The organism is Metapseudomonas cellulosilytica (genome assembly GCF_049334135.1).
In the GTDB taxonomy this organism is placed as follows: Bacteria; Pseudomonadota; Gammaproteobacteria; order Pseudomonadales; family Pseudomonadaceae; genus Metapseudomonas.
Genome location: NZ_JBHZGN010000003.1, coordinates 22,074 through 43,464, shown reverse-complemented (window position 1 = coordinate 43,464; position 21,391 = coordinate 22,074). Strand labels below are relative to the sequence as shown.

Below are 21,391 nucleotides of genomic sequence, written 5' to 3'. Positions count from 1 at the left end.
ACCCCTGAAGAGGAGAGGGGTGACTCGCGCCGGCGAGTCCAACTTCATCCTGGAACCAGAGGCGCCCGTTACGGAGGCACAAAAAAGCCCGGCGGGTTTCCCGGCCGGGCTTTTTCTACATCCTGCCGATCAGCAGGTGCAGCACATCACGGGCATGCCGTTGCAGCTCATCATCATGGGCATGCCGCACTCCATCATTTTCATCATCAGCGCGCAGCAGTTCTTGAACATGTCCGTGTTCATGCCCTGCATCGGCATCATCTTGCACATCATGGTGCCGCCCTCCATGGAGCACTCCATCATGCACTTCATGGACGGCATGGGCATGCCCATCCCCATCATCGGCATCGGCATCGGCATCGGCATCGGCATCGGCATCATGTTCATCATGCCCATCATCGGCATCATGGCCATGCCGGACTGGGACATGCACATCATCGACATGTTGCCGCAGTGCATCATCATCGGCATGCCGCAGTTCATCATCATCGCCATCATGTCGGCGCTGTTGCGGAACATCGCCATGTCCATGCCCATCGCCGGCATCATCTTGCACAGCATGCCGTCGTCCTGCATTTCACACTGCATGGTGGCCATCATCATCGGCATGCCCATCATCGGCATCATGGTGTTGGCGGTCATCGGCATCTGCATGGCATTCATCATGGTGGCGCTCCCTCAAAGGATGGAATGAGTAATCGGAATGGCGCCGATTCTAGGAAAGCGCGGATGCCGGACAAGATGACGGGCCAGCGTCGGCGAACGGTGCCGGGCCGCTGATTCTTCGCGAACCGCGAACGGATCCGCTGCGATAGCCAGCAATCAACTGCTGTAGCGATCAGCCACTCGGCCATGGCGCCGAAACCGGCGAAATGGATATGCGATCCAACACTTAGCAAATAACCCTAGTGAATAAACAATCTAAGCCCGGGCCACCTTTCTTGCGCGCAAAGATCAACTCGCCCCGTGGCTTGGGTGGTCCGGCGCCGCTGCGAGCCGCTGCAGGAACATCTCCCTGCGCTCACGATCCTGCGCCTCCTTGGCCAGCAGCTCAGGGAGCATCTCCCGCGCCCGCTGGGCATCCAGGATGAAAACGCCGTCGTCATCGCCCACCGCCAGGTCGCCTGGATAAACCCAGGTGCCGGAAACCTGGATCGGATGGTTGATCTCACCTTCCAGCCCGATTCCGCGCGTGGTGCAAGCACTGACGCCCCGGCAGAACACGGGCAGCCGGTGCTCGCGCAACGCGGCGGAATCCGTGACGCTGCCGGAGACCACGACGCCGGCAAGTCCCTTGATCCTCCCGGCCAATGTGCGCAATTCCCCCCAGCACGCGCAGTCATCGCCGAGACACTCGATGACCAGCACATCCCCCGGTTCGCTCAGCAGCAGCGCCTCGCGCAGGATGCCGCCATCGGGCGGGAAGACCTTTACCGTCACCACGTTGCCGACCATGCGCGAGCCGCCGAACAGCGGCCTTATTCCGCGCAGGTAACCAACATCGGTCAGGTGGCCGATGGTCGATGAAGCGACGGTCCGGTAGTGGCTGAGCAGCTCCTCGCCCAGGGCTTGTCGCCGTGTTGCAATCCGATGGTTCATCGGCATTTTCTCCAGGGTGATTGCGGCAGTTCCCAGGCCAGGGTGATCCACCCCGGCCCGGGCCGGTCGAGGGTTCAGACCCTACCGGCGAGACGCTGGAAGGGGTTGACCACTTCGCCCTTGCCGAACGGCATGCTGCCCGGCCCGCCCGCGCGCTCGATCATCGGTCTCAGCAACAGCTTCTGCGGCCAGCGCGGGGCTTCGAAGAGGTGCCGCCGGATCATCGCCCGCGCTTCGTCGTCGAAGCCGATGGTCTCGATCAGTTCTTCCAGCACGTCGCGCAGGGCGCTCCACAGGGTCGTCACCGGTAGCCCGTAGACCTGGCCCAGGGTGTCGATGATCGCCCGCACGTTGACCTGGATCGCCAGGGTCTGCAGCCAGAACAGCAGGTCCTCGGCACGCTGGTGATAGAGGGTGTTGGCGTGGCCTTTCTTGATCCGGTATTGCGGGTCGGCCATGCCATTGCGTTCCAGCCAGGGCACGAAGAGGCGCAGCGAATCGTGGTCGCGCAGCAGCAGGCCCTGGGCCTGGCCGGCTTTCCAGACCAGCACCGCATTCTGCCCATGCACCTCGCCCAGCATGCCAAGACGGAACATGCGCAGGTTGACGTCGAAGAAACGCTGGCACAGCTCACGGAACAGGGCCAGCACCGAGGCATGGTTGGCCGGTAGCCCGCGGTACTGCATCCAGTCGTCGAAGAAGTGGCGCTTGCTGCCAGGCAAGGGCGTGCCCAGCGCGGCCATCGGCAACAGGCGGCATTCCGGGTCGTCGAGCAAGGCCTGCGGATAACCACGGACCATCGCCGACAGGTGCCGCGGGGCTTCGTCGAACAAGGTCGCCTGGGGCGGCATGAAGGCCCACCACTTGCCCTCGTCGCACAGGTGCAGGCTCTGCTCCAGCACCGGGTCGAGGCGGCGCACCTGATGCAACAGCGCCTCGCTCAGGCCGCCATTGATCATCTTCACCGCGGGCAGGTAGCGCGACGCTCCCAGGGAATGGATAGCCATGGGCAGCTTCAGGTAGTCGGCGCTGGCAAAACACGGGGTCATCGAACGCAGCGACGAGGTGGCAAATACCGTAGCTTCGGTAAAGTCCAGGCGCTGGCAGTCGCCACGGGCGAAGGCCTCGCCCAACTGCACCTGCAACACATGCTCGAACTGCCAGGGGTGAACCGGCAAGGCCACATGGCTGTGGGCGATGCCGCGCTCTTCCAGCTCCCGGGCCAGACGCGCCTGCAGCGGTTCGGGCAGCAGGTAACGCGCCGGATAGACCTGCTCCAGGTCTGGCACGCCGTCGCCGCACAGCAGCAGGGTCTTGTCCACCGCCACCCAGTTCAGCGCCACCGGCCGGGCGAACTCGGCCTGGTACTGCTGGTACTCGCCCTGCAGCAGCCCCTGCTTGGCCTTGGCCAGCGGGTGGTAGGGACGATCACGCAGCGAGGCCCACTGCTCCATGGTGCGGAAGAAGGTCGCGCCATCCAGGGTCATCAGTCCCTGGTGGTCGACCCGGTGCTCCAGGGACAGCGCGGTTTGCCAGACGCTGATGTGCAGCACTTCGAGAAACAGCGTCTGGCCCTTTTCGTTGTTCTGAAAACGCGAGGCCATGCCGGTGAACACCCGCTTCATGAAGTCCACCGGGGATAACAGGGTCCAGCGCTCTTCCTGGCGGGCCAGCACCGGCGTGCCCGGCACCTTCTCCCATTGCTGGGTAATGCCCGGACGCAGGGCGATGTTGATGAAACGCTGCTCCCGGGCGTCGTAGCACCAATCCAGGATGCGCTGGTGCGGGTCGGCGCCTTCGAGGGACGGTGCCTGCGGATGAGCCCGCCGCCATTGCGCGCCGTCCACCAGGGGCAAGGTGTCGTTGGCAAAGAAATCTTCCGCCAGCAGGCAGTCGATCAGGTCCTGCATCACCATGTCGGCGGCCAGTGAGGTGAAGTTCATCGGATCAGTTTCCTTCTGCAGAAAGAGAGGCCAACCTGGCCTGGAGGGCGCGAAAGGCAATGCCGCGATCGTCGCCCAGGACAAACGCCTTGACCCCGCGGGCGCGCCAGCGGCCAAGGTCGCCGGCCTGGCGCGGAAGGGCGCAGTACGGCACCCCGGCGGCAGAGGCGGCCTGCCAGGTATCGAGTAGCGCCTGCTGCACCGCGGGCTGGTCGATCTGCCAGGGCACGCCCAGGGACTGCGACAGATCGGCCGCGCCTTCCAGGATCATGTCCAGGCCCGGCACGGCGGCGATCTCGGCCGCGCGTCGGGCGCCCTCGGCACTTTCGATCATGGCCACCAGCAGGGTCTCTTCGTTGGCCCGGCCCACGTACTGCGCCAGGCTGTTCTTGCCGAAGGCACCGGGGCGTCCGGCGTTGAGGCTGCGCCGGCCCAGCGGGTGGTATTTGCAGGCGGCGATGGCGTCCGCCAGTTGCTCGGGGGATTCGATCATCGGCAGGACGATGCCCTGGGCACCGCCATCGAGCAGGCGCAACAGGGTTTTCGGGTTCAGGTCGGCCACCCGTACCAGCGGTGTCAGGTCGTAGGCCTCTGCCGTGCGGATCATGTTCTCCACGGTTTCCGGATTGATCAGCACGTGCTCCATGTCGATGATCACGAAGTCGAAAGCCGCTTCGGCGATCAGTTCGATGGCCGCTGGCGAGGGAATCGAGCTGATCACCCCGTACACCGCCTGCCCGGCGCCGAGCTTGCGTTTGAGCTGGTTGATTCTCAGCATGCTTGCGGCCTGTAGACATACAGCGGGTTCGGCACCGACTTGAAGCGCCGCTCGGCGTCACCCAGCAGGCGGCGCTTGGTCAGCGCTTCGACCTCGTAGCTGGGTGCGAACACATCGAACAGGCCGAAGCGGTCGCAGTGCTGTGGGTGGGCGTCCTGGTAGGCCAGGATCACCTCGGCGGTCATCCGCCAGAACTGCGCTTCGTCCAGCTGGTAATGCTGGCGCAGGAAGATCGCCATCTCCGCCAGGCAGATGAAGAAGAAGCAGTCGCAGGAGAAATCGCGGACCGCGTTGACGTCATCGGTGAGGATGAAGGAGTTGCGGTTGAGCTTGGCATGGCTGGCCGGCAGCGGTACCAGCTCCGGGCAGAGTTCCGGACGCGCCAGGTGCGCCGGCGAATAGCGCACGCCGTCGTGAAAGTCCTTCAGGGCGATGCGTTGCGGCCAGCCCTGTTTGACGATCAGCACGATGTTCTGGCCGTGGGACTCCATGCCGATGCCTTCGGCGTAGAGCATGTGGATGATCGGTGGCACGGTCACCTGCAACAGCTGGCGGGTCCAGGCCAGCAGGCCGTACCGGCCGATCCAGGCATCGATGAATGGCTTCTGCTCACCGGTGCCGTAGCGGTTCTCGACGTGGCTGAGGCCGTTGAAGGGCACCGCCTGTTCGTCCGCCTTCAGGTACTGGTGGATGCTCTCGCGCCAGATCGCCCCCAGGCTGCCGTAGGCCTGGGGCCCACGGGACTCGGGCAGCTGCGGGTAGTCGAAGCTGACGCCGGCGACTTCGCCGAGTATCACGAAATCCAGGCTGCGGGCGGTGCTGTCGCTGGCGATCAGCCCTTGTAGCCAGTCGGTGATGATCGGCCCGTTCAACACCGTGTGCCGCGCGAGGATGCGGGTGCTTGAGGTGTTGGTCATGTTCATCGCCAGCTTGACGTAGGGCCGCTCCCTGGCCGTGGCGTTGGCCAGGGTGCGGATCGACTGCTGGGCCTTGTACAGGTCATCCGAGGTGCCGAGGTGGATCAACTCACCGCTGGCCAGCTCCGGGTAGAAGGTCGGGACGATCTGGTTCTCCCACTGCCAGGGGTGCACCGGCAGCAGCTGAAAGTCGTCGATCGACCGGCCCTGGCTGGCGAGTTGCCGGGCCACCTGCTGCCAGCGCTCGGCCCCCAGCTCCTGCCGGATGAAGGTCGGGAAATCCAGGTGCCGGGAGTGGTTGACTGCCGCCAGGGACCTGGCCACCGCCAGCCAGACCACGGCTATGGGCGTGGCGAATTCGGGCCCAAAGGCGCGGTTGTCCGCCAGGGAAAAGCCGATACGCGACTTGTAGCAGGGGTGATAGCTGTGGGCATCCATGAAGTGCTGCTCCAGGGCGTCCACATCCAGCTCGTGGGCCGGGCGGTCTGCCTGGTAGCCCTGGCTGCGGGCTTGCAGGTCCTTGAGCTGGGTCTGTTCCAGCTCCTGGATGAAACGCCCCAGGTGCGGGCTGTCCTCGTAGTCGCCGAGCAGTTCCGCCAGAGCCTGGTGCAGGTCCGGCAGGCTGGTCTCACCCGTGCTGTCCACGCGCTCCAGGCTGAGCGGGTCGAGGCGGATCAGCTCGAAGCTGTGGCTGAGCAGCCCTTTGCAGCGGTACTCCACCCGCTGCTGCTGCCCATCGCGGCCGACCACGACAAACAGCTGCTGGCCGTGTTCCAACGGCTGGCTGTGGTAAGGCAGCACGGCCTCGTACAGCAGGGTCTGCAACAGCTGGCCGACCACCCGCTGCTGCACTTTTTCATGGACGGGAGCATCGATCGTGGCCAGCCAGGCAGCCGGGCTGAAAGCGTGGGGAGTCGCGGTCGCAGCCTGGGCTGTGGCCTGTAGTGGGGTCGCCATGTTCATACCTTGTAGAAGAAGGGTTATCGGGGTTCGAAGGCGGCAGGCACAGCCGGCGCCGCCTCCTCGGATTGGGGAAAGCGCCAGGCACAGGGCAATGCCAGCAGGATCAGGATGCCGGTGGCCACGAACACCTCGCTGATGGCCAAGGGCGTGGCGGCCTGTTGCGCCTCCAGCCCGGCCGCGGCCAGGCGGAACTCCAGCCACAGCGAGGCAATGACGATGGCCAGGGCCGACACCAGGCGCCGGGAGATGTTGTTCATCGCCGCCCCCTGGGTGACCATCGGCTCGGGCAAGGCATTGAGCCCCGCAGTGGTCACCGGCATGTAGGACAGCCCCAGGCCGGCACCGCGCACCATCATCAGGAGGAACACCAGGCCGATGGCGGCATCGGCTTCGAGCAAGCCCAGGGCCAGGGTCGAGGCGCCCGTCAGCAGCAGCCCCAGCGAGACCACGGCGCGCGGCCCGTGGCGGTCCAGGGCGCTGCCGCCGAAACGTCCGAACAGGCTGGCGAAGGCCGCGGTGCACAGCAGCGCCAGGCCGGTCCAGATGGCGCTGTAACCGAGCACCGTCTGCACCAGCAGGGGCAGCAGCACCAGGCACTCGAACATGCCCACCGACTGCACCACGGCGATGATCACGCTCAAGCGGTAGCCGCGTAGTGCGAAGATGCGCAGGTTGAGCAGCGGCGCTTGCCGGCCCAGCTCCACGCGGACGAAGGCCACCAGGCACAGCAGCGCTGCCAGCAACATCCCCAGGTTGAGCGGATCGGTCAGCCCTTCGGCGTGATGCAGGCGCCCGGTGGCGATCATCAGCAGGCCGACGCCCGACGCGATCAGCACGTAGCCGGACAGGTCGAAGGGCTTGCGCTCGGCCGGCTCCGAGGCCGGCAGCACAGCGAAGCCCATCAGCAGTGCGAGCACCCCGATCGGCACGTTCATCAGGAACAGCGAGCGCCAGCTGAACCACTCCAGCAGCAGGCTGCCGCACAGCGGGCCCATGGCCGGGGCGAGCATGACCGCCGCGCCCCACAGGCCGGTGACCCGGCCCCGCTCGTCCTTGGGATAAACCGAGAAGATGATGGCCAGCGACAGCGGGATCATCAGCCCGCTGGCGATGCCCTGCGCCACCCGCGCGACTATCACCAGGGCGATGGAGTCGGCCAGCGCCCCCAGCAGCGAGCCGCCGATGAACAGCGCCACGCCCCACAGGTACAGACGTTTTCGCCCGATCCACTGGCTGAGATAGCTGGTCAACGGCATGGTCATGCCCATGCTGGTCATGAAGGCCGCGACTATCCAGGTGGCCATCAGCGGGCCGATCCCGAAGACGCTCATGAAGGCCGGCAACGCCGGGTTCAGCGAGCTGTTGTTGAGGCTGACGGTCAGCGTGCCCAGCAGCACATTGACCACCACCCAGCTGCGGGGTGCCTGGATCACAGCGCCGCTCCCGCGAGCAACTCGCCCCGCTGCAGGAAGTGCTGCGCCGGCCTTGGGTGGCAGAGGAAATCCGCGTGGGAGATGTTGTAGCCATAGGCGCCGGCCATGGGCAGCACCAGCAGGTCACCGATGCCCACGCCCTTGAGCGGCTGGGAGCGGCTCAGCACATCCTTGGGCGTGCACAGCTGGCCGACCACGGTCCAGGCCTGCTCGGGCGACTCCGCGGCCCGCCGGCTGCGCGGCAGGTGGATCAGCGGGTGGCTGTGGCCCTGCGCCGCCGGCAGGCGAAACTGATGGGTACCGCCGCGGCACACCAGGAAGTGCTCGCCGTGGCTGCGCTTGGTGTCCAGCACCTCGATCACGTAGTAACCGCAGAAGGCGCTGATGAAACGGCCCGGCTCGAAGCGCAGCACCGGTGCATCGCGCAGCTCGGCCAGGCGCCGCTCCAGAAATGCGCACAGGCGCTGCCAGTCGAACTGCCGGCCGCCGAGGTAATCGACGCCGATGCCGCCACCGACATTCAGGTGGGTCAGCTGCGCCGGGTAGGCCGCCAGGGCTCGCCACTGCGGCCAACGCCGCAGGTAGAAGTCCAGCAGTTTCTCGTGACGCTCCACCGACAGCTGATGGGACATGGCATGCACATGAAAGCCCTTGAGGCTCAGGTGGCTGGCCCGGTCCACCCGCCGCACCGCCTCGGCCAGCTCCGACTCGTCGATGCCGAACGGCGTGGCGGTGCCGGCCATGGCCAGCTTGCTCGACAGCGTCGGCGGCAGCTGCGGATTGATGCGGATGAACACCGGCTGCACCCGCCCGGCGTCATTGGCCAGGCGTTGCAGGCGATCGATCTCGTTGAGGCTTTCCAGGTGAATGGCTTCCACCTGGTGGGCCATCGCCGCCCGCAGGTCGGAGTCCAGCTTGCCGGGACCGGAGAAGACGTAGGGCTTGCGCGTCGGGCAGGCCACCACCCGCTCGATCTCGCCACCCGACGAGATCTCGAAGCCGCTGACCAGCGGCGCCAGGGCCGCCAGCATCGGCGCTTCGCTGTTGGCCTTGATCGCGTAGTACAGCTCGACCCTGGCCGGCAGCGCCGCCATCACCTGGCGCACATGCGCCTGCAAGGCATCCAGGTCGTAGATGAAGACCGCCAGCGGGTCGGCACTGCCGGCGCGGGCTTCGTCGATGGCGGCCAGGACCGCCGCAGGCAACTTAGCCATAGCGGGCCTCCTCGCTCCACGGCGAACTCAGGTTGACGTAGCCGGCCTGGCGATCGGCCTTGGCCGCCAGCCGGACCTTGAGGTTGGTCTTGCAGGCGATCGGCTGGCCGGCGATCAGCGCGTCCAGCTCCGGCGCCGGGCAGACCAGTTCGCTGCGGATACTCCGCAATTGCTGCTCCACCCGTTGCCACATCGCCGGCGCCAGGTGCGGGCGTTCCCAGCTCAGGGCCAGCACCGCTTCGGACAGGTTGTTGATCAGCAGGCAGTAGCTGATGCGGCTCCAGCCCTGGGCGCGGGAATAGAGCAGCGACTGGCGGACCCGCGGGTGAAGGCCGACGTCGATCTGCGCCATGCCCAGCTCGTCAGTGAGCTTCACCCCCTCGAAGTCCCGGAGCAGTACCTGTTGCGGCCGGCCCTGGTCGTGGATCAGCACACTGTTCTGCAGGTGCGGTTCCATCACCACGCCGTGGTTGAAGAACAGCGCCAGGACCGGGCGCAGCAACAGCGTCTGGTACTGGTCGAACCAGTCCAGCAGCTGCTCGTCGTCGAGCTCGCCACCGTTGCAGCCCCGCAGGAAGTCATGCACCAGGGGCCGGGAATGGATGTCCCGGGCGAACAGGGTGCCGGCCATCACGCTGCGCTCGGCACCGGTGCGCCGGCAGAAGTTCTCCCGCAGGATCGCCCCGGTCTGCTCGCGGAACCAATGGGCGTCGGCTTCGCTGGCCTGCGGCGGCGCCCAGCTCATCGAGCCCGGCTCGGCCACCGCCGCCAGCCCGCCGAGGGTGTCCGGCCGGGTCTGCTGCAAGCGTTGGAACAACTGGTCGATGATCAGTGTGCTTTCCAGCTCGTACCAGGCGTTCTTGCGCACGCAGTTGGTGATGCGCACATTCAGCGAGCCCTTGATGAAGTAATCGTGGTCCTCGATGTACCAGGTGCGCATCGACGCCGTCGGGCTGGCCAGCGGCCCGCTGGCGCCGTGGTCGACGATCTCTCCCTGTTCCAGCAGACGCCGGACCCTCCGGTCCTGGATGAACAGCTCCGCCTGCACCGGGTGCATGCAGATCATGGCGTGGCCCGGACGCGCCCGGCGCTGGTCGGCGAAGCCGGCCATGACCTGCTCTTCACTCAGGCCGTTGGCGGTGACCCGCAGGCCGCGCTGCGGCACTTCGAACAGATGCAGCGCGGTCTGCGCCTGGAATTCCGGGGCGTAGGTCTCCTGGGCCAGGTGCGCCGGCCACAGGCGCGCCTTGGGCGCCGGATGGTTGGGGTGACCGAACCACAGCCCCTGCTCGCTGGCCAGATAACCGCTCAGCGGCGCCGGGCGCTGGCCGTCCATGTTGTGGGCGACTATCGCCGCGGTCAGCAGCTGGCTTTGCAGCACCTGGTCCAGCAGTTCGTCATTGCTCGCCCGGGTCATGTGCTCGCAGGCGCCGAGCAGTTGCTCGACGAACTCGGCAAAGGCCAGGCAGCGCCAGGTTTCCTGGCCGTGCCGGGCGTACACGTCGGACAGGTAACGGTGGCTGCCGAGACGGTCCCGCCGGTCCACCATGACAAAAAACTGCTGCTGGTTCGGCAGGTTGATCGACAGGGGAATGCCCTTCCACTCAAGCCCTTCCAGATAACAGCCAGGTGCGATGCCGGTCATATCCTCCGGCCATGCATAACGCAGGCAGTTCTCTGGCAGGGCGAATTCCTTTATCAGGCAATTGAGCAAGGCGCGCGTGGTCGCCAATTCGCTCACGACTCTGGATAAAACGGTGCGATCGGGAATATTCATCTTTGCTCCATAGCAGCTCGCTGGAATTACCTGGGAAGTTGATACGCGACAAACATATCCGCCGCGAAAAACTGCCAATAATCACCCGCGCAGCTGATCTTCCTCAGCCACCCAATGGATTGCTTGTTACCAATTGATAAAGTTTTTTCGAACACCCGGAACAGGGCGCTCAGGCTCTATGAAAGTTCAACTTCCATGTCAGCACTCTCTTGCTGGATCGCTATGCATTATTAGCGCGCCCAAACTTCAAGAACGGGTTTGCAGCAGTGCCGCGGCCACGGCTCTTTCGAAACGGCTGATGACTTGCTGGCATTGTTCGTCGTTGATGATCAGCGGCGGCAGCAGGCGGATCACATTGCCCTGCCGGCCACCCCGTTCGAGCAACAGCCCCTGCCGGAAGCAGTGCTGCTGGATGGCGACGGCCAGGGTCGGGTCCATCGGGAAGCTGCCCAGGCGGTCGGACGCGCGGCGCTCGTCGACGATCTCGATGCCCAGCATCAGGCCGCGCCCTCGGACCTGCCCAAGGGCCGGATAGCGCTGTTGCAACGACTCCAGCTGCTCCTTGAGCCACAGGCCCCGCCGTTCGGCCTGGGCCGCCAGGTCCTGCCGCTGCAGCACCTCGAGGGTCGCGAGCCCGGTGGCCATGGCCATCTGGTTGCCGCGGAAGGTCCCGGCATGGCCGCCCGGCGCCCAGGCGTCGAACTCGCGGCGGATCCCCAGCACCGCCAGGGGCAGCCCGCCGCCGACGGCCTTGGACATCACGATGATGTCCGGCTCGATCCCGGCGTGCTCGAAGGCGAACATCCGGCCGGTGCGGGCGAAGCCGGCCTGGACCTCATCCAGGATCAGCAGAATGCCGCGCTCGCGGGTCACCTCACGAATCCGGCGCAACCAGCTGACCGGTGCGCAGTTCACCCCGCCCTCCCCCTGCACGGCTTCGAGGATCACGGCTGCCGGCAACGAAACACCGCTTTCGACGTCTTCGATGAACTGAGTGAAGTAATGGGTCAGCGCCTCGACCCCGGCCTCTCCGCCAAGCCCCAGGGGGCAGCGGTATTCATGGGGATAGGGCAGGAACTGCACGCCCGGCATCAGCGTTGCGATGGCGTCCTTGGGGGCCGTGTTGCCGGTGAGCGCCAGGGCGCCGTGGGTCATGCCGTGGTAGGCGCCGGAGAAGCTGATGATGGTGTTGCGCCCGGTATGGGTCTTGGCTAGCTTGAGCGCGGCCTCCACCGCATCGGCGCCGGACGGCCCGCAGAACTGCAGGCAGTAGTCTCGGCCCTGGCCCGGCAGCAGGCTGAGCAGCCTTTCGCTGAAGGCGTCCTTGACCGGAGTGGTCAGGTCCAGGGTATGCATCGGCAGGCCCGAGGCCAGGAAGCTGTCGAGGCTGGCCATCACCGCTTCGTGATTGTGGCCAAGGGCCAGGGTGCCCGCGCCAGCCAGGCAATCCAGGTAGGTCCTGCCTTCGACGTCCGTCACCCAGACGCCATGCGCCTTGGCGATCGCCAGGGGTAACTTGCGCGGATAACTGCGCACGTTCGACTCGAACCTGCTTTGTCGAAGCAGATACTCAGCATTGGTTTTTTCCAGAGGTTCAGTGCGCAGTACGCCATCATTCAACATCCGTTTGCCCTCGTTAAGAATTGAGATGCAAATTATTCTCATTAGCAAACCAATGCAACAGGTTATTGCCGATTATTTAAAAATTTACATACGGGAGAATTGAACAAATACAACGCGCACACGCAGACAGCCTGGTTGATAAACCTGGTAGTTCCATCAGGAGTGATATGAACAAGCCATGCCATTGCCATGACACATACAGCTTTTAGTTGCCGTAATTGAGCAATAGGCTTATTCAGGAGAGTGCAATTCAAGTTTCAGGTAATAACGAACAAGTTCTTCCGTGGTCGTTAAAGAGTCATGTTCAATCAGGTCGGATGCGCCCTTCCCTGTGGCGCACCTTTGCCTTGCAGCCTCAGAAACCCACGGTTGCCGAAACCAGCCAGGTCCTGGGGGTTGACAGGGTCAGGCCCGCCGCACTGTCGGACGAAGTCGCGGCGGAGGCCCAGTAGGTCTTGTCCAGCACGTTCTCGACCGTGGCGCGCAGCGTCACCGGGCTGCTGCCCAGCTTGAACGCGTAGCGGCCGCCCAGGTCGTAGCGTTCCCAGCTGTCGATCTTCTGCTCGTTGGCCGGGTCCAGGAACTGGGAGCTGGTGTGGATCGCGCGAGCTGTGAGGGTCAGGCCCTGGACGGCCCGGATGTCCCATTCGACGCCAAGGTTGGCATTGACCTCCGGCGCGCCGGTGCCATCGTTGCCGTCGAATTCGCCGTTGGTGGTGTCGCTCTGCTCGCTGTCGAGGAACATCACGCCGCCCAGCAGACGCAAGCCTTCGAGCGGTTCACCGAACAGGTTCAGCTCCACGCCCTGGTTGGTCAGCTCGCCGTTGGGCTTGAAGGTGTTCTGGTTGTCGAACTGGTAGGCCGGCTGCTCGATACGGAATACGGCGGCGGTCAGGGCGAAGTCGCCGAGGTCGTACTTGGCACCGATCTCGCCCTGTTTGCTGGTGAACGGCGGGAAGATCTCCTCGGCGTTGCTGGCCGTGGAGGGTGCGGTTTCGCCCTGGGTCAGGCCTTCCACATAGTTGGCGTACAGCGAGAGCTCGTCGGTGGCCTTGTACACCACGCCCACCAGCGGCGAGGTGTCGGTTTCGTCGTTCTGCTCCTGATCGCGGACGCCGTTGGTCCAGTTGGTGATTTTCACCCGTTGGAGGCGGGCACCGAGGGTCACCAGCAGGCGATCCTCGAACAATCCCAGGGTGTCGGCCAGCGCGGCGCTGGTGAAACGGTCTTCGGTGTGGGTGCTGTCGTCGAAACGGTTCGGCCGGCCCGGCGGGGCGATATCCACCGGGTTGTAGATATTGCCGATGCTGCGCAGATAGCGCTCGCCGGCGTTGTCGAAATCCATGTCGAACCGGTTCAGGCTCAGGTTCAGCGTGTGGTTGACCGAGCCGGTGCTGAACCATTGGCGGGCGCCGACGGTGGCGGTCTTCACATCTTCATCGCGGCGGAAGGTGCGCGGCACCAGGGTGAAGTTGCCGTTGTCCTGGGTGTTCTGCACACCGTGGCGCAGGAAGTTGTAGTTGCCTTTGCGCGCGCCATAGGCGGCGTAGACCATCAGCGATTCGTTGACGTCGTACTCGCCACGCAGGGCGCCGAAGCTGTCCTTGGTGTTCGAGAAGGTCCAGGGCTGGGCGAAGTTGTCGTCGATGTCGTCGGCATCGGGCACCCTGGCCCCCGCGGCCAGCTCCACCCGCTCCTGCGGTGCGTCGACATGGCGCTTCGAGTGGCCGATGTCCAGGGACAGGCGCAGTCGCTCCTCGCGAAGGTCCAGGCCGAGTACGCCGGTTTCGCGCTTGACGGCCTGGTCGTCCCATTCGGTATCGCCGTCCTGCTGCACACCGTTGAAGCGCACGCCGAAGCGCTGCTCCTCGCCGAAGCGGCGGCCGACATCCACCGCGCCGCCGAACTGGCTTTCCGAGGCGAAGAGCCCGGTGACCTCGGTGATCGGCTCGTCCGTGGCGCGCTTGGGCACGATGTTGATGCCGCCGCCGATGCTGCCGCGCGGCGCGATGCCGTTCAGCACCGCGCTCGGCCCCTTGAGGATGTCGACGCGCTCGGCGATTTCCATGTCGATGGCATAGGTCGGCAGGATGCCGTACAGACCGCCGTAGGACACGTCACTGTTGAACAGGCTGAAGCCGCGCACGGTGAACTGTTCGAAGCGTCCGCCGGCCGGGTTGGATGAACGCACCGACGGATCCACCGCCACGGCGTCGTTGAGGGTACGGGCCTGCTGGTTCTTCAGGGTTTCCTTGGTGTAGGAGGTGATGCTGAAGGGCGTGTCCATGAAGTCCTGGTTGCCGAGCATGCCCAGGGAGCCGGAACGGGACACCTGGCCACCGGCGTACACCTGGTCGGTCGCCTGGTCGCTGACGCTGTGGATCGACGTGCTGGGCAACTGCATGCCGGCGCCGTCCGCGGCCGGGGAGAGGATGTAGGCCTGGTCACCCACCGGCTGCAGCTGCAAGCCGGAGCCCTGCAGCAGCCGGGCGAAGCCCTCCTCCACCCCGTATTCGCCTGACAGTCCGTCACTGCTGCGCCCCCTGACCAGCACCGGGTCCACCGACAGGCTGACCCCCGCCTGGCCGGCGAAGCGGGTCAGCGCGGCACTCAGGCTGCCGGCTGGCACCTGGTAGCTGCGGCGTGCGGCGTCGTCCGCCCAACTTGTCGGGATGAACAGCGGGCTCGCGCTCAAGGTCATCATGAGTCCCAGGTGCATCAACGGGCGCAGGCCGGACGACGTCGGGAGCAAACGGAAAGGCAATACTGCTGGCATTGATAAAATCTCTCATTTTCATTTATCTGCCAGTGATGACAGGCGACGCGAAAAAAAGGGACAGCCTTCAGGCAGTATTTTTTCGAGGGACCAGGGTGACCCAGAAACGCGTGCGCGAATGCACCTCCACCGGCAGGCTGGCCGCCAAAAGCGAGAGCACGCGATCGGTGTTGTCGAGGCGGAAGCTGCCGGTGACGCGCAAGGCTTCCAGCGCCGGGTCCCAGCGCAGCAATCCGGGACGGTAGCGACCGAGCTCGCGCAGGAAGTCCCCCAATGGCTGGTTGTGCGCCACCAGCACTCCTTCGCGCCAACCGGGTTCCCGGGCGTCGAAGGTTGCGACAGGGCCGGCGCCGGTCGCTCGCAGGCTGACCTGTTGCCCTTCGCCAAGGTCCAGAAGCGGACCGTGCAGCGGATGCAACCGCACCGAACCGCTAACCACCGATACCCGGTAATCCTGCTGATCGAAACGGACGCAGACTTCGCCACGGCTGACGATGATGCGGCCGTAGGCCGCCTGGATGGTCAGCGGCACGCTTGCCGGGACCTTGAGCGCAATTTCCCCACGCACCAGGGTCAGTTGGCGGGCGGCGAGGTCGAGGTTGACCGCACTGTCGGTGTTCAGTAGCAGCAGGCTGCCGTCGGCCAGGGGGAACTGCTTGCGCTCGCCGATTGCGGTGTGCAGATCGGCTCGCCAGACATCCAGCGGCAGTTCCCGGCCCAGCAGCCAGGCGGCCGGTACCAGTGCGGCAACCCCGAGGGTGCGCTTGAGTACATCGCGCCGTGCAAGGTCCGGGCGGTCCAGGGTGGCCATCGCCAGGTTTGCCGGCACGTCGGAAAACCGCTGGCGCAAGTGCTGCGCCTTCTGCCAGGCGTTTTCGTGGCTGCTGTCGCTGTTGCGCCAGTCCTGCAGGCGGCGATGATCGTCTTCGCTGGCCGTACCGGATTCGAGCAGCACCAGCCAGCGCGCCGCTGCGCGCGCCACCTCACGGGCATTGCTGGACAGATCCTGGCGCATCACAGGTCCACCAGCAGGCAATGCTCATAGGCCTGCGCCATGTAACGCTTGACCGTGCGCTCCGACACGCGCAAACGTTCGGCGATTTCCCGATAACCCAGCCCCTCCAGTTGGCTCCATAGAAACGCCCGGCGCACCAGGGCCGGCAATCCGTTGAGCAACTCGTCCAGTGCTTGCAGGGTTTCCAGCAGCAGCCAGCGTTGCTCGGGAGACGGCACGCTCTCCTCGGGCAATTGCGCCAGGGCTTCCAGGTAGGCCTCTTCCAGGCTGCGCCGGCTGTAGAAATTGCTCAGCAGACGCCTTCCCACCGTCAGCAGATAGGCACGCGGCTCCCGCAGGTCGGCGATCTGCTGGGAGCTGGCCAGCACGCGCAGGAAGGTGTCCTGGCTCAAGTCCGCCGCATCCCAGGCGTTGCCCATGCGACGCCTGAGCCAGCACTCCAGCCAGCCACGATGATCGCGGTACAGGGCATGTAGAGTTTTCTCCGCGGGCGTCGCTGCATCGTTCATGTCAAAGGGGCCTGCACGTCTGACAACACAAATGCGACTGATTCTAATTAATGATAGAGCCGTAAACCAAGCCCTTTCGCACATCCGACGCTACCCAAATCTCACATCTCATTTCGCGCAGGTGAAATCGAAGGACGCCAAGGCGTGGCGCGCGGCCAATTGAAGGCCGGACATCGGGTCATCGACGGACGAACTGGGCAAAGTGCGGAGCTGTACTAGACTGCTCCCCTACCGCGCTGGCGGGCATGCCTGATGGCAGTTCCCAGCGCAGCATCCAGGGTTTCAGATCACTGCATCCTGTCATTCGTTGGCCAGGGGGGGCCGACGTTCAAAGGGGAGAGCGAGCGTGCTCATGCCGTACAGAAAGCGTCTGATCGTCGCTGCCGCGACCCTTGCGGCCGGCTTCCTATCCAGCGCCCATGCCAGCGAATCGACCATCCAGGCGCATTGTCTGGAGAAGTGGAGCGGCGATGCCATGCGGGCCTACTGCCTCGAGGAACAGCGCGAGGCATCCGCGGCGGTTGCCAGCTACAGCGGCCCGATTCGAACGCGCTGCGAGTCCGAATGGCAAACCGATTTCCATATGGTCCTGTTCTGCATCAAGGAACAGCAGCGCCTGGCCCAGGCCTCCCTGGCCGATGTGGCTGCCCATGAGTGAGGGCCCCTCTGCAGTCTGAAGCCTCGTAGGGTGCGCCGTGCGCACCAGCGGTTGGGCCTGTCGCGGTGGCTGATCCCACAATCGGTGCGCGCCGCACACGGCGGGTCAAGTGTGGGGCCTGCCTCGGCAAGTCACTCCAACAGCCCAGCCACCTCGTAGAGCTCCGGGCGGCGATCATCATGCAGGTGGTTGTGCTGGCTGATGCGCTTGTTGCGGGCTTCATCGAGTTTCAGGGTGGCAATCATGATCTGTTCGCCACCCTCCTCGATCGGCCCGGCCAGGGGGTAGCCGTCCGGGTCGACGATGACCGAGCCCTGTACCCAGTTCACCCCGCGCTCGGCACCGTGACGGTCGCAGGCGGCGATGAAGAGGCGGTTGACCGCAGCATTGGCTTGCACGCGCACCACTTCGGCCGGACGTTCGATGGGCGGGCGCGGGCCGTCCGGCCAGTTGACCGGCGCGCAGAGCAGGTCCGCGCCGGCCAGTGCCGGCAGGCGCACCCATTCGGGGAACTCCAGGTCGTAGCAGACCATCACGCCAATTCGCCCGAAGGCGGTTTCCACCACCGGCGGCGGCTCGCTGCCAGCGGTGAAGATAGCGTTCTCGGCGTCCCACAGATGGGCCTTGCGATAGACCGCCCGCAGGCCGGTGGCGTCCACCAGGGCAGCGCTGTTGGCTACGCGCCGCTCGTCCAGCCGCTCGCAGAAGCCACCGACGATGACGATATCCAGCTCACGGGCCAGGTCCTGCCACAGTCGCAGGGTCGGCCCGTCCAGCGTCTCCGCCAGGGCCAGCGCCTCGGCCAGGTCGTGGAAGACGTAGCCGCTCTGCACCAGCTCCGGCAACACCACGACTCGCGCCCCCTGCAGCGCCGCCGCGCGGATGGCCCGCTCGCTGATGCGGCGGTTGTGGGCGAGGTCGCCGATCTTCGGTGCCAATTGGCAGCAGGCGACCTTGATGGTGGATGCATTCACGGGGCGGTACTCCCTGTAGTCGGGTTCACAGCTCCTGGCCTGCGCCAGGTCGGGCGATGGCGAGAATGTCACGCTCGCTGATGGCGTCGATGACGCGTTGCTCGGCGGCCAGGTCCAGCGAGCGGCTGAGGATGAAGTAGGTCAGGCCGGACACCACCAGACCCACCAGCCAGGCGATATCCACACCGTCCAGGAGTCGCGCCATCGGACCGACGAAGACTTCCTGGCCGGCGGCCGCATCGAAGATGAAGAAGAACGGGACCATGCAGACGAAACCCACCACGTAGGCAACGATGCCGCGCAACTGCCAGGCGCCATAGATGCCCTTGGGGGTGAAGAAGTGCGGGATCGCATAACGGCCCTTGCGCACACAGAAGTAGTCCACCAGGTTCACGGCGGTCCAGGGCACCAGGAAGTAGAGCATCAGCACCAGGAAGGTATTGAGGATGGATATGCCGTTGCCACGGATCGACAGCACGCAGGCCAACAGAACCAGGGTAATGCAGACGATGGACAGCACCCGCGCACGGGGCGTGGGATCGATGCGCCGAACCGAGTCGATTCCGGTGAGCAGGGTGAGCATGGCGCTGTAAGTGTTCAGTGCGATCACCGGCAGGAAGCCCAGCACCGACACCAGCACCAGCACATGGCCCAGGCCAGGCAGGACGGACGAGCCCACCCGGTCGAGCGCCACCAGCGCATCGGAGGCTTGCAGCAGCTGCGCCAGCCAGGCGCCGAGGCCGATCATCCAGGCACCCGACAGGGACGCACCGAGGAACACCGCGGCGATCAGCCTGGGCCGGCTGGTGTTCTTCGGCAGGTAGCGCGAGTAGTCGGAGACATAAGGCGCGTAGGAGATGTTGTAGCTGGCGGCGATGGCGAACTGGGTGGCGAAGGCGACCCAGCTGAAGCCGAGGCTGGCCGGCTCGGCGGCACCCTCCTGCCCTGCGCCGAAGATCAGCGCGACGGTCACCAGCGCATAGAGCGGCAGGGTCAGAATCAGCGCCCACTTGAAGGCCTTGTGCATCAGGTCGTGGCCGTAGATCGCCAGCAGCGCGCCGACGGCGATCACCGCGCAGGCCACCGGAATCGGCTCCAGCCCGAAGACGTTCTTCAGGCCGTCGATGATCAGGGTGACGTTCACCACGTTGAAGCCGACGAATACGAACAGGGTCGCCAGCAACGCCAGCACCACTCCGCGGTAGCCGAACTGCGCGCGCGACTGGATCATCTGCGGCAAGCCCATCTCCGGTCCCTGGGAGCCGTGGAAGGCCATGAACAGGGTGCCGAACATGATGCCCAGGGCACCCGCCAGGGTTGTCCACAGGGCAGAGAGGCCGAGGCTCGGGCCGACGAAACCGATGGAGATGGTGAAGAAGTGGAAGTTGCCGAGGAACCAGAACGGCCCCTGGCTGCCTAGCCGGGCGTGGCGCTCGGTCTCGGGGATGTAGTCGATCGAGTGGCCTTCGATGGCCAGGCCGCCGCTGGCTTCGGCCGCGTGGGCGGGCTGGGTGGACCCTGACATGGGATGCTCCTTCGCTCCTGGTCGAGCGAACTGTTGTTCTTGTGATGATGTTGTCAGCGGCCCTGTTCGGCCCCGGCCATACATCGGGTTCATCTATGTTGGGTGAGGTAGCATCGCCCTGGCCCTGTGGCGAACGCTGCCTGGGGCGCCCTATGATGGCGCGCCCGCGACTGGGCCCTTTCCTGCGTCCTGGCAGGTCTTGCGCCGTCGCTGAAGCAGCAATCTAGGTGGCTTGGCGGGCAGGTAAAATAGCGCAAGCCAACTGTTCACATAGATTGCGCTCTATGTAATGCACGACCGGAGGCCGCATGCTGGGCAACGTATCCGAGCTGGATATCCGCTTGATCAGAGTCTTTCTCGCCGTCGTCGAGGCCGGCGGCATCTCGGCCGCGCAGACCGCGCTGAACACCTCGCAACCCACCATCAGCGCGCAACTCGCCTCGCTGGAAACCCGCCTGGGCTTTCGCCTCTGCCAGCGCGGCAGGGCCGGCTTCGCGCTGACGCCCAAGGGCAGCCAGTTCGTCGAAGCGGCGCGACGTCTGCTGGCCGCCGCCGAAGGCTTTCGCCTGGAAGTGCAGCACATCAACCGCACCCTCACCGGCACCCTGAACATCGGCCTGCTCGGGCAGATCGACCCGGCGGCCAACAAGAAGATCGCCCTGGCCATCGCCCGCCTGCGTGCGCGCAACCAGGGCCTGTACTTCCAGTTCACCGAACTGTCTTCGTCCTTCCTCGAGGAGAAGCTCATCAACGGTCACCTGGACCTCGCGATCGGCTACTTCTGGCGCCGCCTCGACAGCCTCGATTACTTCGCCCTGTTCAGCGAAACCCAGATGGCCTACTGCAGCGCCTCCCACCCGCTTTATCCACAGGTCGGCACCTTGGGCCACGACGATGTGGCCGAACACGAATGGGTCTGGCCCAGCCATCCGCTGCCGGAAATGCCGGCGCCCACCTCCATCGATCGCCTGACCGCCCTCACCGACAGCATGGATGGCGCCGCCCTGCTGATCCTCTCCGGCCAGCACCTGGGCTTTCTGCCGCAGCACTATGCGGCGCGGCATGTGGAGCTGGACCAACTGCGCGCGCTCAACCCGCAGCGGTTCCGCTATGAAGTGCAGTTCCACGCCGCGGTGCGCCACTCCGCCCGGCAGAGCGAACTGGTGACGACTTTCCTGGCGGAGCTGATGGAGGTGTTTGAAGCCGCCTGAAGGGAACCCCGCGCCTACAACCAATGCACCGGTAATGAGGTGAGCGGGGCGGATGCCGCGCCGGACATCAGGATGTCGATTCGCGGGCAGGTCTCCATCCGGGGACGGTGAAAGCGCCAGGCCTGCCGACATTCAGAGCTCGTACTTGGCCCTCAGCGCCCGCACCGCCTGCTGCTGGACGAAGAGACCTGGTTCGCCGTGAGCGATCTGGCCCGGCTGATGAATCACATCCCGATCATCGAGCGAGCCATGCGCAACCTGCACGATTACCAGTGGCACCAGGCCTGGCTGCACATCTCACAACTGCCACAGCGACCATGAGGAGGAGCTGATGATCTGCGAATCCGGCGCCTACGTCATGCTGATCCACTTCTACACCCGAGAATCGCGTCATCCACCAGTGGATCAGCCGCGACGTGGTTCCCCGACTACGCGAGGCGGACGAGCTGACACCCGGCAGGCGGTTTGCCCTTTCG

Annotated in this window: 17 protein-coding genes; 3 read left to right on the top strand and 14 right to left on the bottom strand. The window is 65.2% G+C overall.

Annotation, left to right across the window (positions count from 1 at the left end; translation table 11 throughout):
- Positions 1-129: 129 nt before the first annotated feature.
- The 12 genes from ACFW0H_RS04460 to ACFW0H_RS04405 all read right to left on the bottom strand — a co-directional run bounded on the left by ACFW0H_RS04460 (position 130) and on the right by ACFW0H_RS04405 (position 16,547).
- Positions 130-666, bottom strand: coding sequence for a hypothetical protein (locus ACFW0H_RS04460; RefSeq protein WP_422912691.1), 537 nt, complete (start codon positions 664-666; stop codon positions 130-132).
- Positions 667-954: 288 nt separating this feature from the next.
- The gene (locus tag ACFW0H_RS04455; RefSeq protein WP_422912690.1) at positions 955-1,599 is read right to left on the bottom strand and encodes an RraA family protein; all 645 of its coding nucleotides are present in this window, start codon (positions 1,597-1,599) and stop codon (positions 955-957) included.
- A gap of 74 nt (positions 1,600-1,673) precedes the next feature.
- Positions 1,674-3,542: an IucA/IucC family protein gene (locus tag ACFW0H_RS04450; protein WP_422912689.1), complete on the bottom strand. Its 1,869-nt coding sequence runs from the start codon at positions 3,540-3,542 to the stop codon at positions 1,674-1,676.
- Between the two features lie 4 nt (positions 3,543-3,546).
- On the bottom strand, positions 3,547-4,320 hold the full coding sequence (locus tag ACFW0H_RS04445) for an HpcH/HpaI aldolase family protein (RefSeq protein WP_422912688.1): 774 nt from the start codon (positions 4,318-4,320) through the stop codon (positions 3,547-3,549).
- Entirely contained in the window at positions 4,314-6,194 is a 1,881-nt protein-coding gene (locus ACFW0H_RS04440) for an IucA/IucC family protein (protein WP_422912687.1), read from the bottom strand. Before ACFW0H_RS04440 ends, ACFW0H_RS04445 begins: the two co-directional genes overlap by 7 nt.
- Before the next feature lie 23 nt (positions 6,195-6,217).
- Positions 6,218-7,630 carry a DHA2 family efflux MFS transporter permease subunit gene (locus ACFW0H_RS04435; RefSeq protein WP_422912989.1) on the bottom strand — a complete coding sequence of 471 codons (1,413 nt, stop codon included), beginning with the start codon at positions 7,628-7,630 and terminating at the stop codon, positions 6,218-6,220.
- Positions 7,630-8,847: a type III PLP-dependent enzyme gene (locus tag ACFW0H_RS04430; RefSeq protein WP_422912686.1), complete on the bottom strand. Its 1,218-nt coding sequence runs from the start codon at positions 8,845-8,847 to the stop codon at positions 7,630-7,632. Before ACFW0H_RS04430 ends, ACFW0H_RS04435 begins: the two co-directional genes overlap by 1 nt.
- Positions 8,840-10,624, bottom strand: a complete 1,785-nt coding sequence (locus tag ACFW0H_RS04425; protein ID WP_422912685.1) for an IucA/IucC family protein — start codon at positions 10,622-10,624, stop codon at positions 8,840-8,842. The genes ACFW0H_RS04430 and ACFW0H_RS04425 overlap by 8 nt, the downstream gene beginning before the upstream one ends.
- A gap of 246 nt (positions 10,625-10,870) precedes the next feature.
- Positions 10,871-12,247 (bottom strand): diaminobutyrate--2-oxoglutarate transaminase, encoded by a 1,377-nt coding sequence (locus ACFW0H_RS04420; protein ID WP_422912684.1) that lies wholly within the window; start codon positions 12,245-12,247, stop codon positions 10,871-10,873.
- Positions 12,248-12,602: 355 nt separating this feature from the next.
- On the bottom strand, positions 12,603-15,023 hold the full coding sequence (locus ACFW0H_RS04415; protein WP_422912683.1) for a TonB-dependent siderophore receptor: 2,421 nt from the start codon (positions 15,021-15,023) through the stop codon (positions 12,603-12,605).
- 67 nt (positions 15,024-15,090) lie between these two features.
- A complete protein-coding gene (locus tag ACFW0H_RS04410) occupies positions 15,091-16,038 on the bottom strand; it encodes a FecR domain-containing protein (RefSeq protein ID WP_422912682.1) in 948 nt (315 codons plus the stop codon).
- A complete protein-coding gene (locus ACFW0H_RS04405; protein WP_422912681.1) occupies positions 16,038-16,547 on the bottom strand; it encodes a sigma-70 family RNA polymerase sigma factor in 510 nt (169 codons plus the stop codon). The genes ACFW0H_RS04410 and ACFW0H_RS04405 overlap by 1 nt, the downstream gene beginning before the upstream one ends.
- 352 nt (positions 16,548-16,899) lie before the next feature.
- Between ACFW0H_RS04405 and ACFW0H_RS04400 the strand changes: the two genes are divergently transcribed.
- Positions 16,900-17,205: a hypothetical protein gene (locus ACFW0H_RS04400; RefSeq protein WP_422912680.1), complete on the top strand. Its 306-nt coding sequence runs from the start codon at positions 16,900-16,902 to the stop codon at positions 17,203-17,205.
- A gap of 131 nt (positions 17,206-17,336) precedes the next feature.
- Here ACFW0H_RS04400 and ACFW0H_RS04395 read toward each other — a convergent pair whose 3' ends face one another.
- Together ACFW0H_RS04395 and ACFW0H_RS04390 are read right to left on the bottom strand one after the other, a co-directional pair.
- The gene (locus tag ACFW0H_RS04395) at positions 17,337-18,179 is read right to left on the bottom strand and encodes a nitrilase family protein (protein ID WP_422912679.1); all 843 of its coding nucleotides are present in this window, start codon (positions 18,177-18,179) and stop codon (positions 17,337-17,339) included.
- A 25-nt stretch (positions 18,180-18,204) separates the two neighbouring features.
- The gene (locus tag ACFW0H_RS04390) at positions 18,205-19,704 is read right to left on the bottom strand and encodes a purine-cytosine permease family protein (RefSeq protein WP_422912678.1); all 1,500 of its coding nucleotides are present in this window, start codon (positions 19,702-19,704) and stop codon (positions 18,205-18,207) included.
- A 308-nt stretch (positions 19,705-20,012) separates the two neighbouring features.
- Here ACFW0H_RS04390 and ACFW0H_RS04385 point away from each other — a divergent pair, with 308 nt between their 5' ends.
- A complete protein-coding gene (locus tag ACFW0H_RS04385) occupies positions 20,013-20,915 on the top strand; it encodes a LysR family transcriptional regulator (protein ID WP_422912677.1) in 903 nt (300 codons plus the stop codon).
- A 198-nt stretch (positions 20,916-21,113) separates the two neighbouring features.
- Complete coding sequence (locus ACFW0H_RS04380; protein WP_422912676.1) at positions 21,114-21,236, top strand: hypothetical protein; 123 nt, start codon at positions 21,114-21,116, stop codon at positions 21,234-21,236.
- The last annotated feature ends 155 nt before the right edge of the window (positions 21,237-21,391 follow it).

Excerpts from the sequence above, each read along its gene's own strand:
- ACFW0H_RS04460 (WP_422912691.1), bottom strand. The coding sequence starts at position 666 with ATGATGAATGCCATGCAGATGCCGATGACCGCCAACACCATGATGCCG.
- ACFW0H_RS04455 (WP_422912690.1), bottom strand. The coding sequence starts at position 1,599 with ATGAACCATCGGATTGCAACACGGCGACAAGCCCTGGGCGAGGAGCTG.
- ACFW0H_RS04450 (WP_422912689.1), bottom strand. The coding sequence starts at position 3,542 with ATGAACTTCACCTCACTGGCCGCCGACATGGTGATGCAGGACCTGATC.
- ACFW0H_RS04445 (WP_422912688.1), bottom strand. The coding sequence starts at position 4,320 with ATGCTGAGAATCAACCAGCTCAAACGCAAGCTCGGCGCCGGGCAGGCG.
- ACFW0H_RS04440 (WP_422912687.1), bottom strand. The coding sequence starts at position 6,194 with ATGGCGACCCCACTACAGGCCACAGCCCAGGCTGCGACCGCGACTCCC.
- ACFW0H_RS04430 (WP_422912686.1), bottom strand. The coding sequence starts at position 8,847 with ATGGCTAAGTTGCCTGCGGCGGTCCTGGCCGCCATCGACGAAGCCCGC.
- ACFW0H_RS04425 (WP_422912685.1), bottom strand. The coding sequence starts at position 10,624 with ATGAATATTCCCGATCGCACCGTTTTATCCAGAGTCGTGAGCGAATTG.
- ACFW0H_RS04420 (WP_422912684.1), bottom strand. The coding sequence starts at position 12,247 with ATGTTGAATGATGGCGTACTGCGCACTGAACCTCTGGAAAAAACCAAT.
- ACFW0H_RS04415 (WP_422912683.1), bottom strand. The coding sequence starts at position 15,023 with ATGCCAGCAGTATTGCCTTTCCGTTTGCTCCCGACGTCGTCCGGCCTG.
- ACFW0H_RS04410 (WP_422912682.1), bottom strand. The coding sequence starts at position 16,038 with ATGCGCCAGGATCTGTCCAGCAATGCCCGTGAGGTGGCGCGCGCAGCG.
- ACFW0H_RS04405 (WP_422912681.1), bottom strand. The coding sequence starts at position 16,547 with ATGAACGATGCAGCGACGCCCGCGGAGAAAACTCTACATGCCCTGTAC.
- ACFW0H_RS04400 (WP_422912680.1), top strand. The coding sequence starts at position 16,900 with ATGCCGTACAGAAAGCGTCTGATCGTCGCTGCCGCGACCCTTGCGGCC.
- ACFW0H_RS04390 (WP_422912678.1), bottom strand. The coding sequence starts at position 19,704 with ATGTCAGGGTCCACCCAGCCCGCCCACGCGGCCGAAGCCAGCGGCGGC.
- ACFW0H_RS04385 (WP_422912677.1), top strand. The coding sequence starts at position 20,013 with ATGCTGGGCAACGTATCCGAGCTGGATATCCGCTTGATCAGAGTCTTT.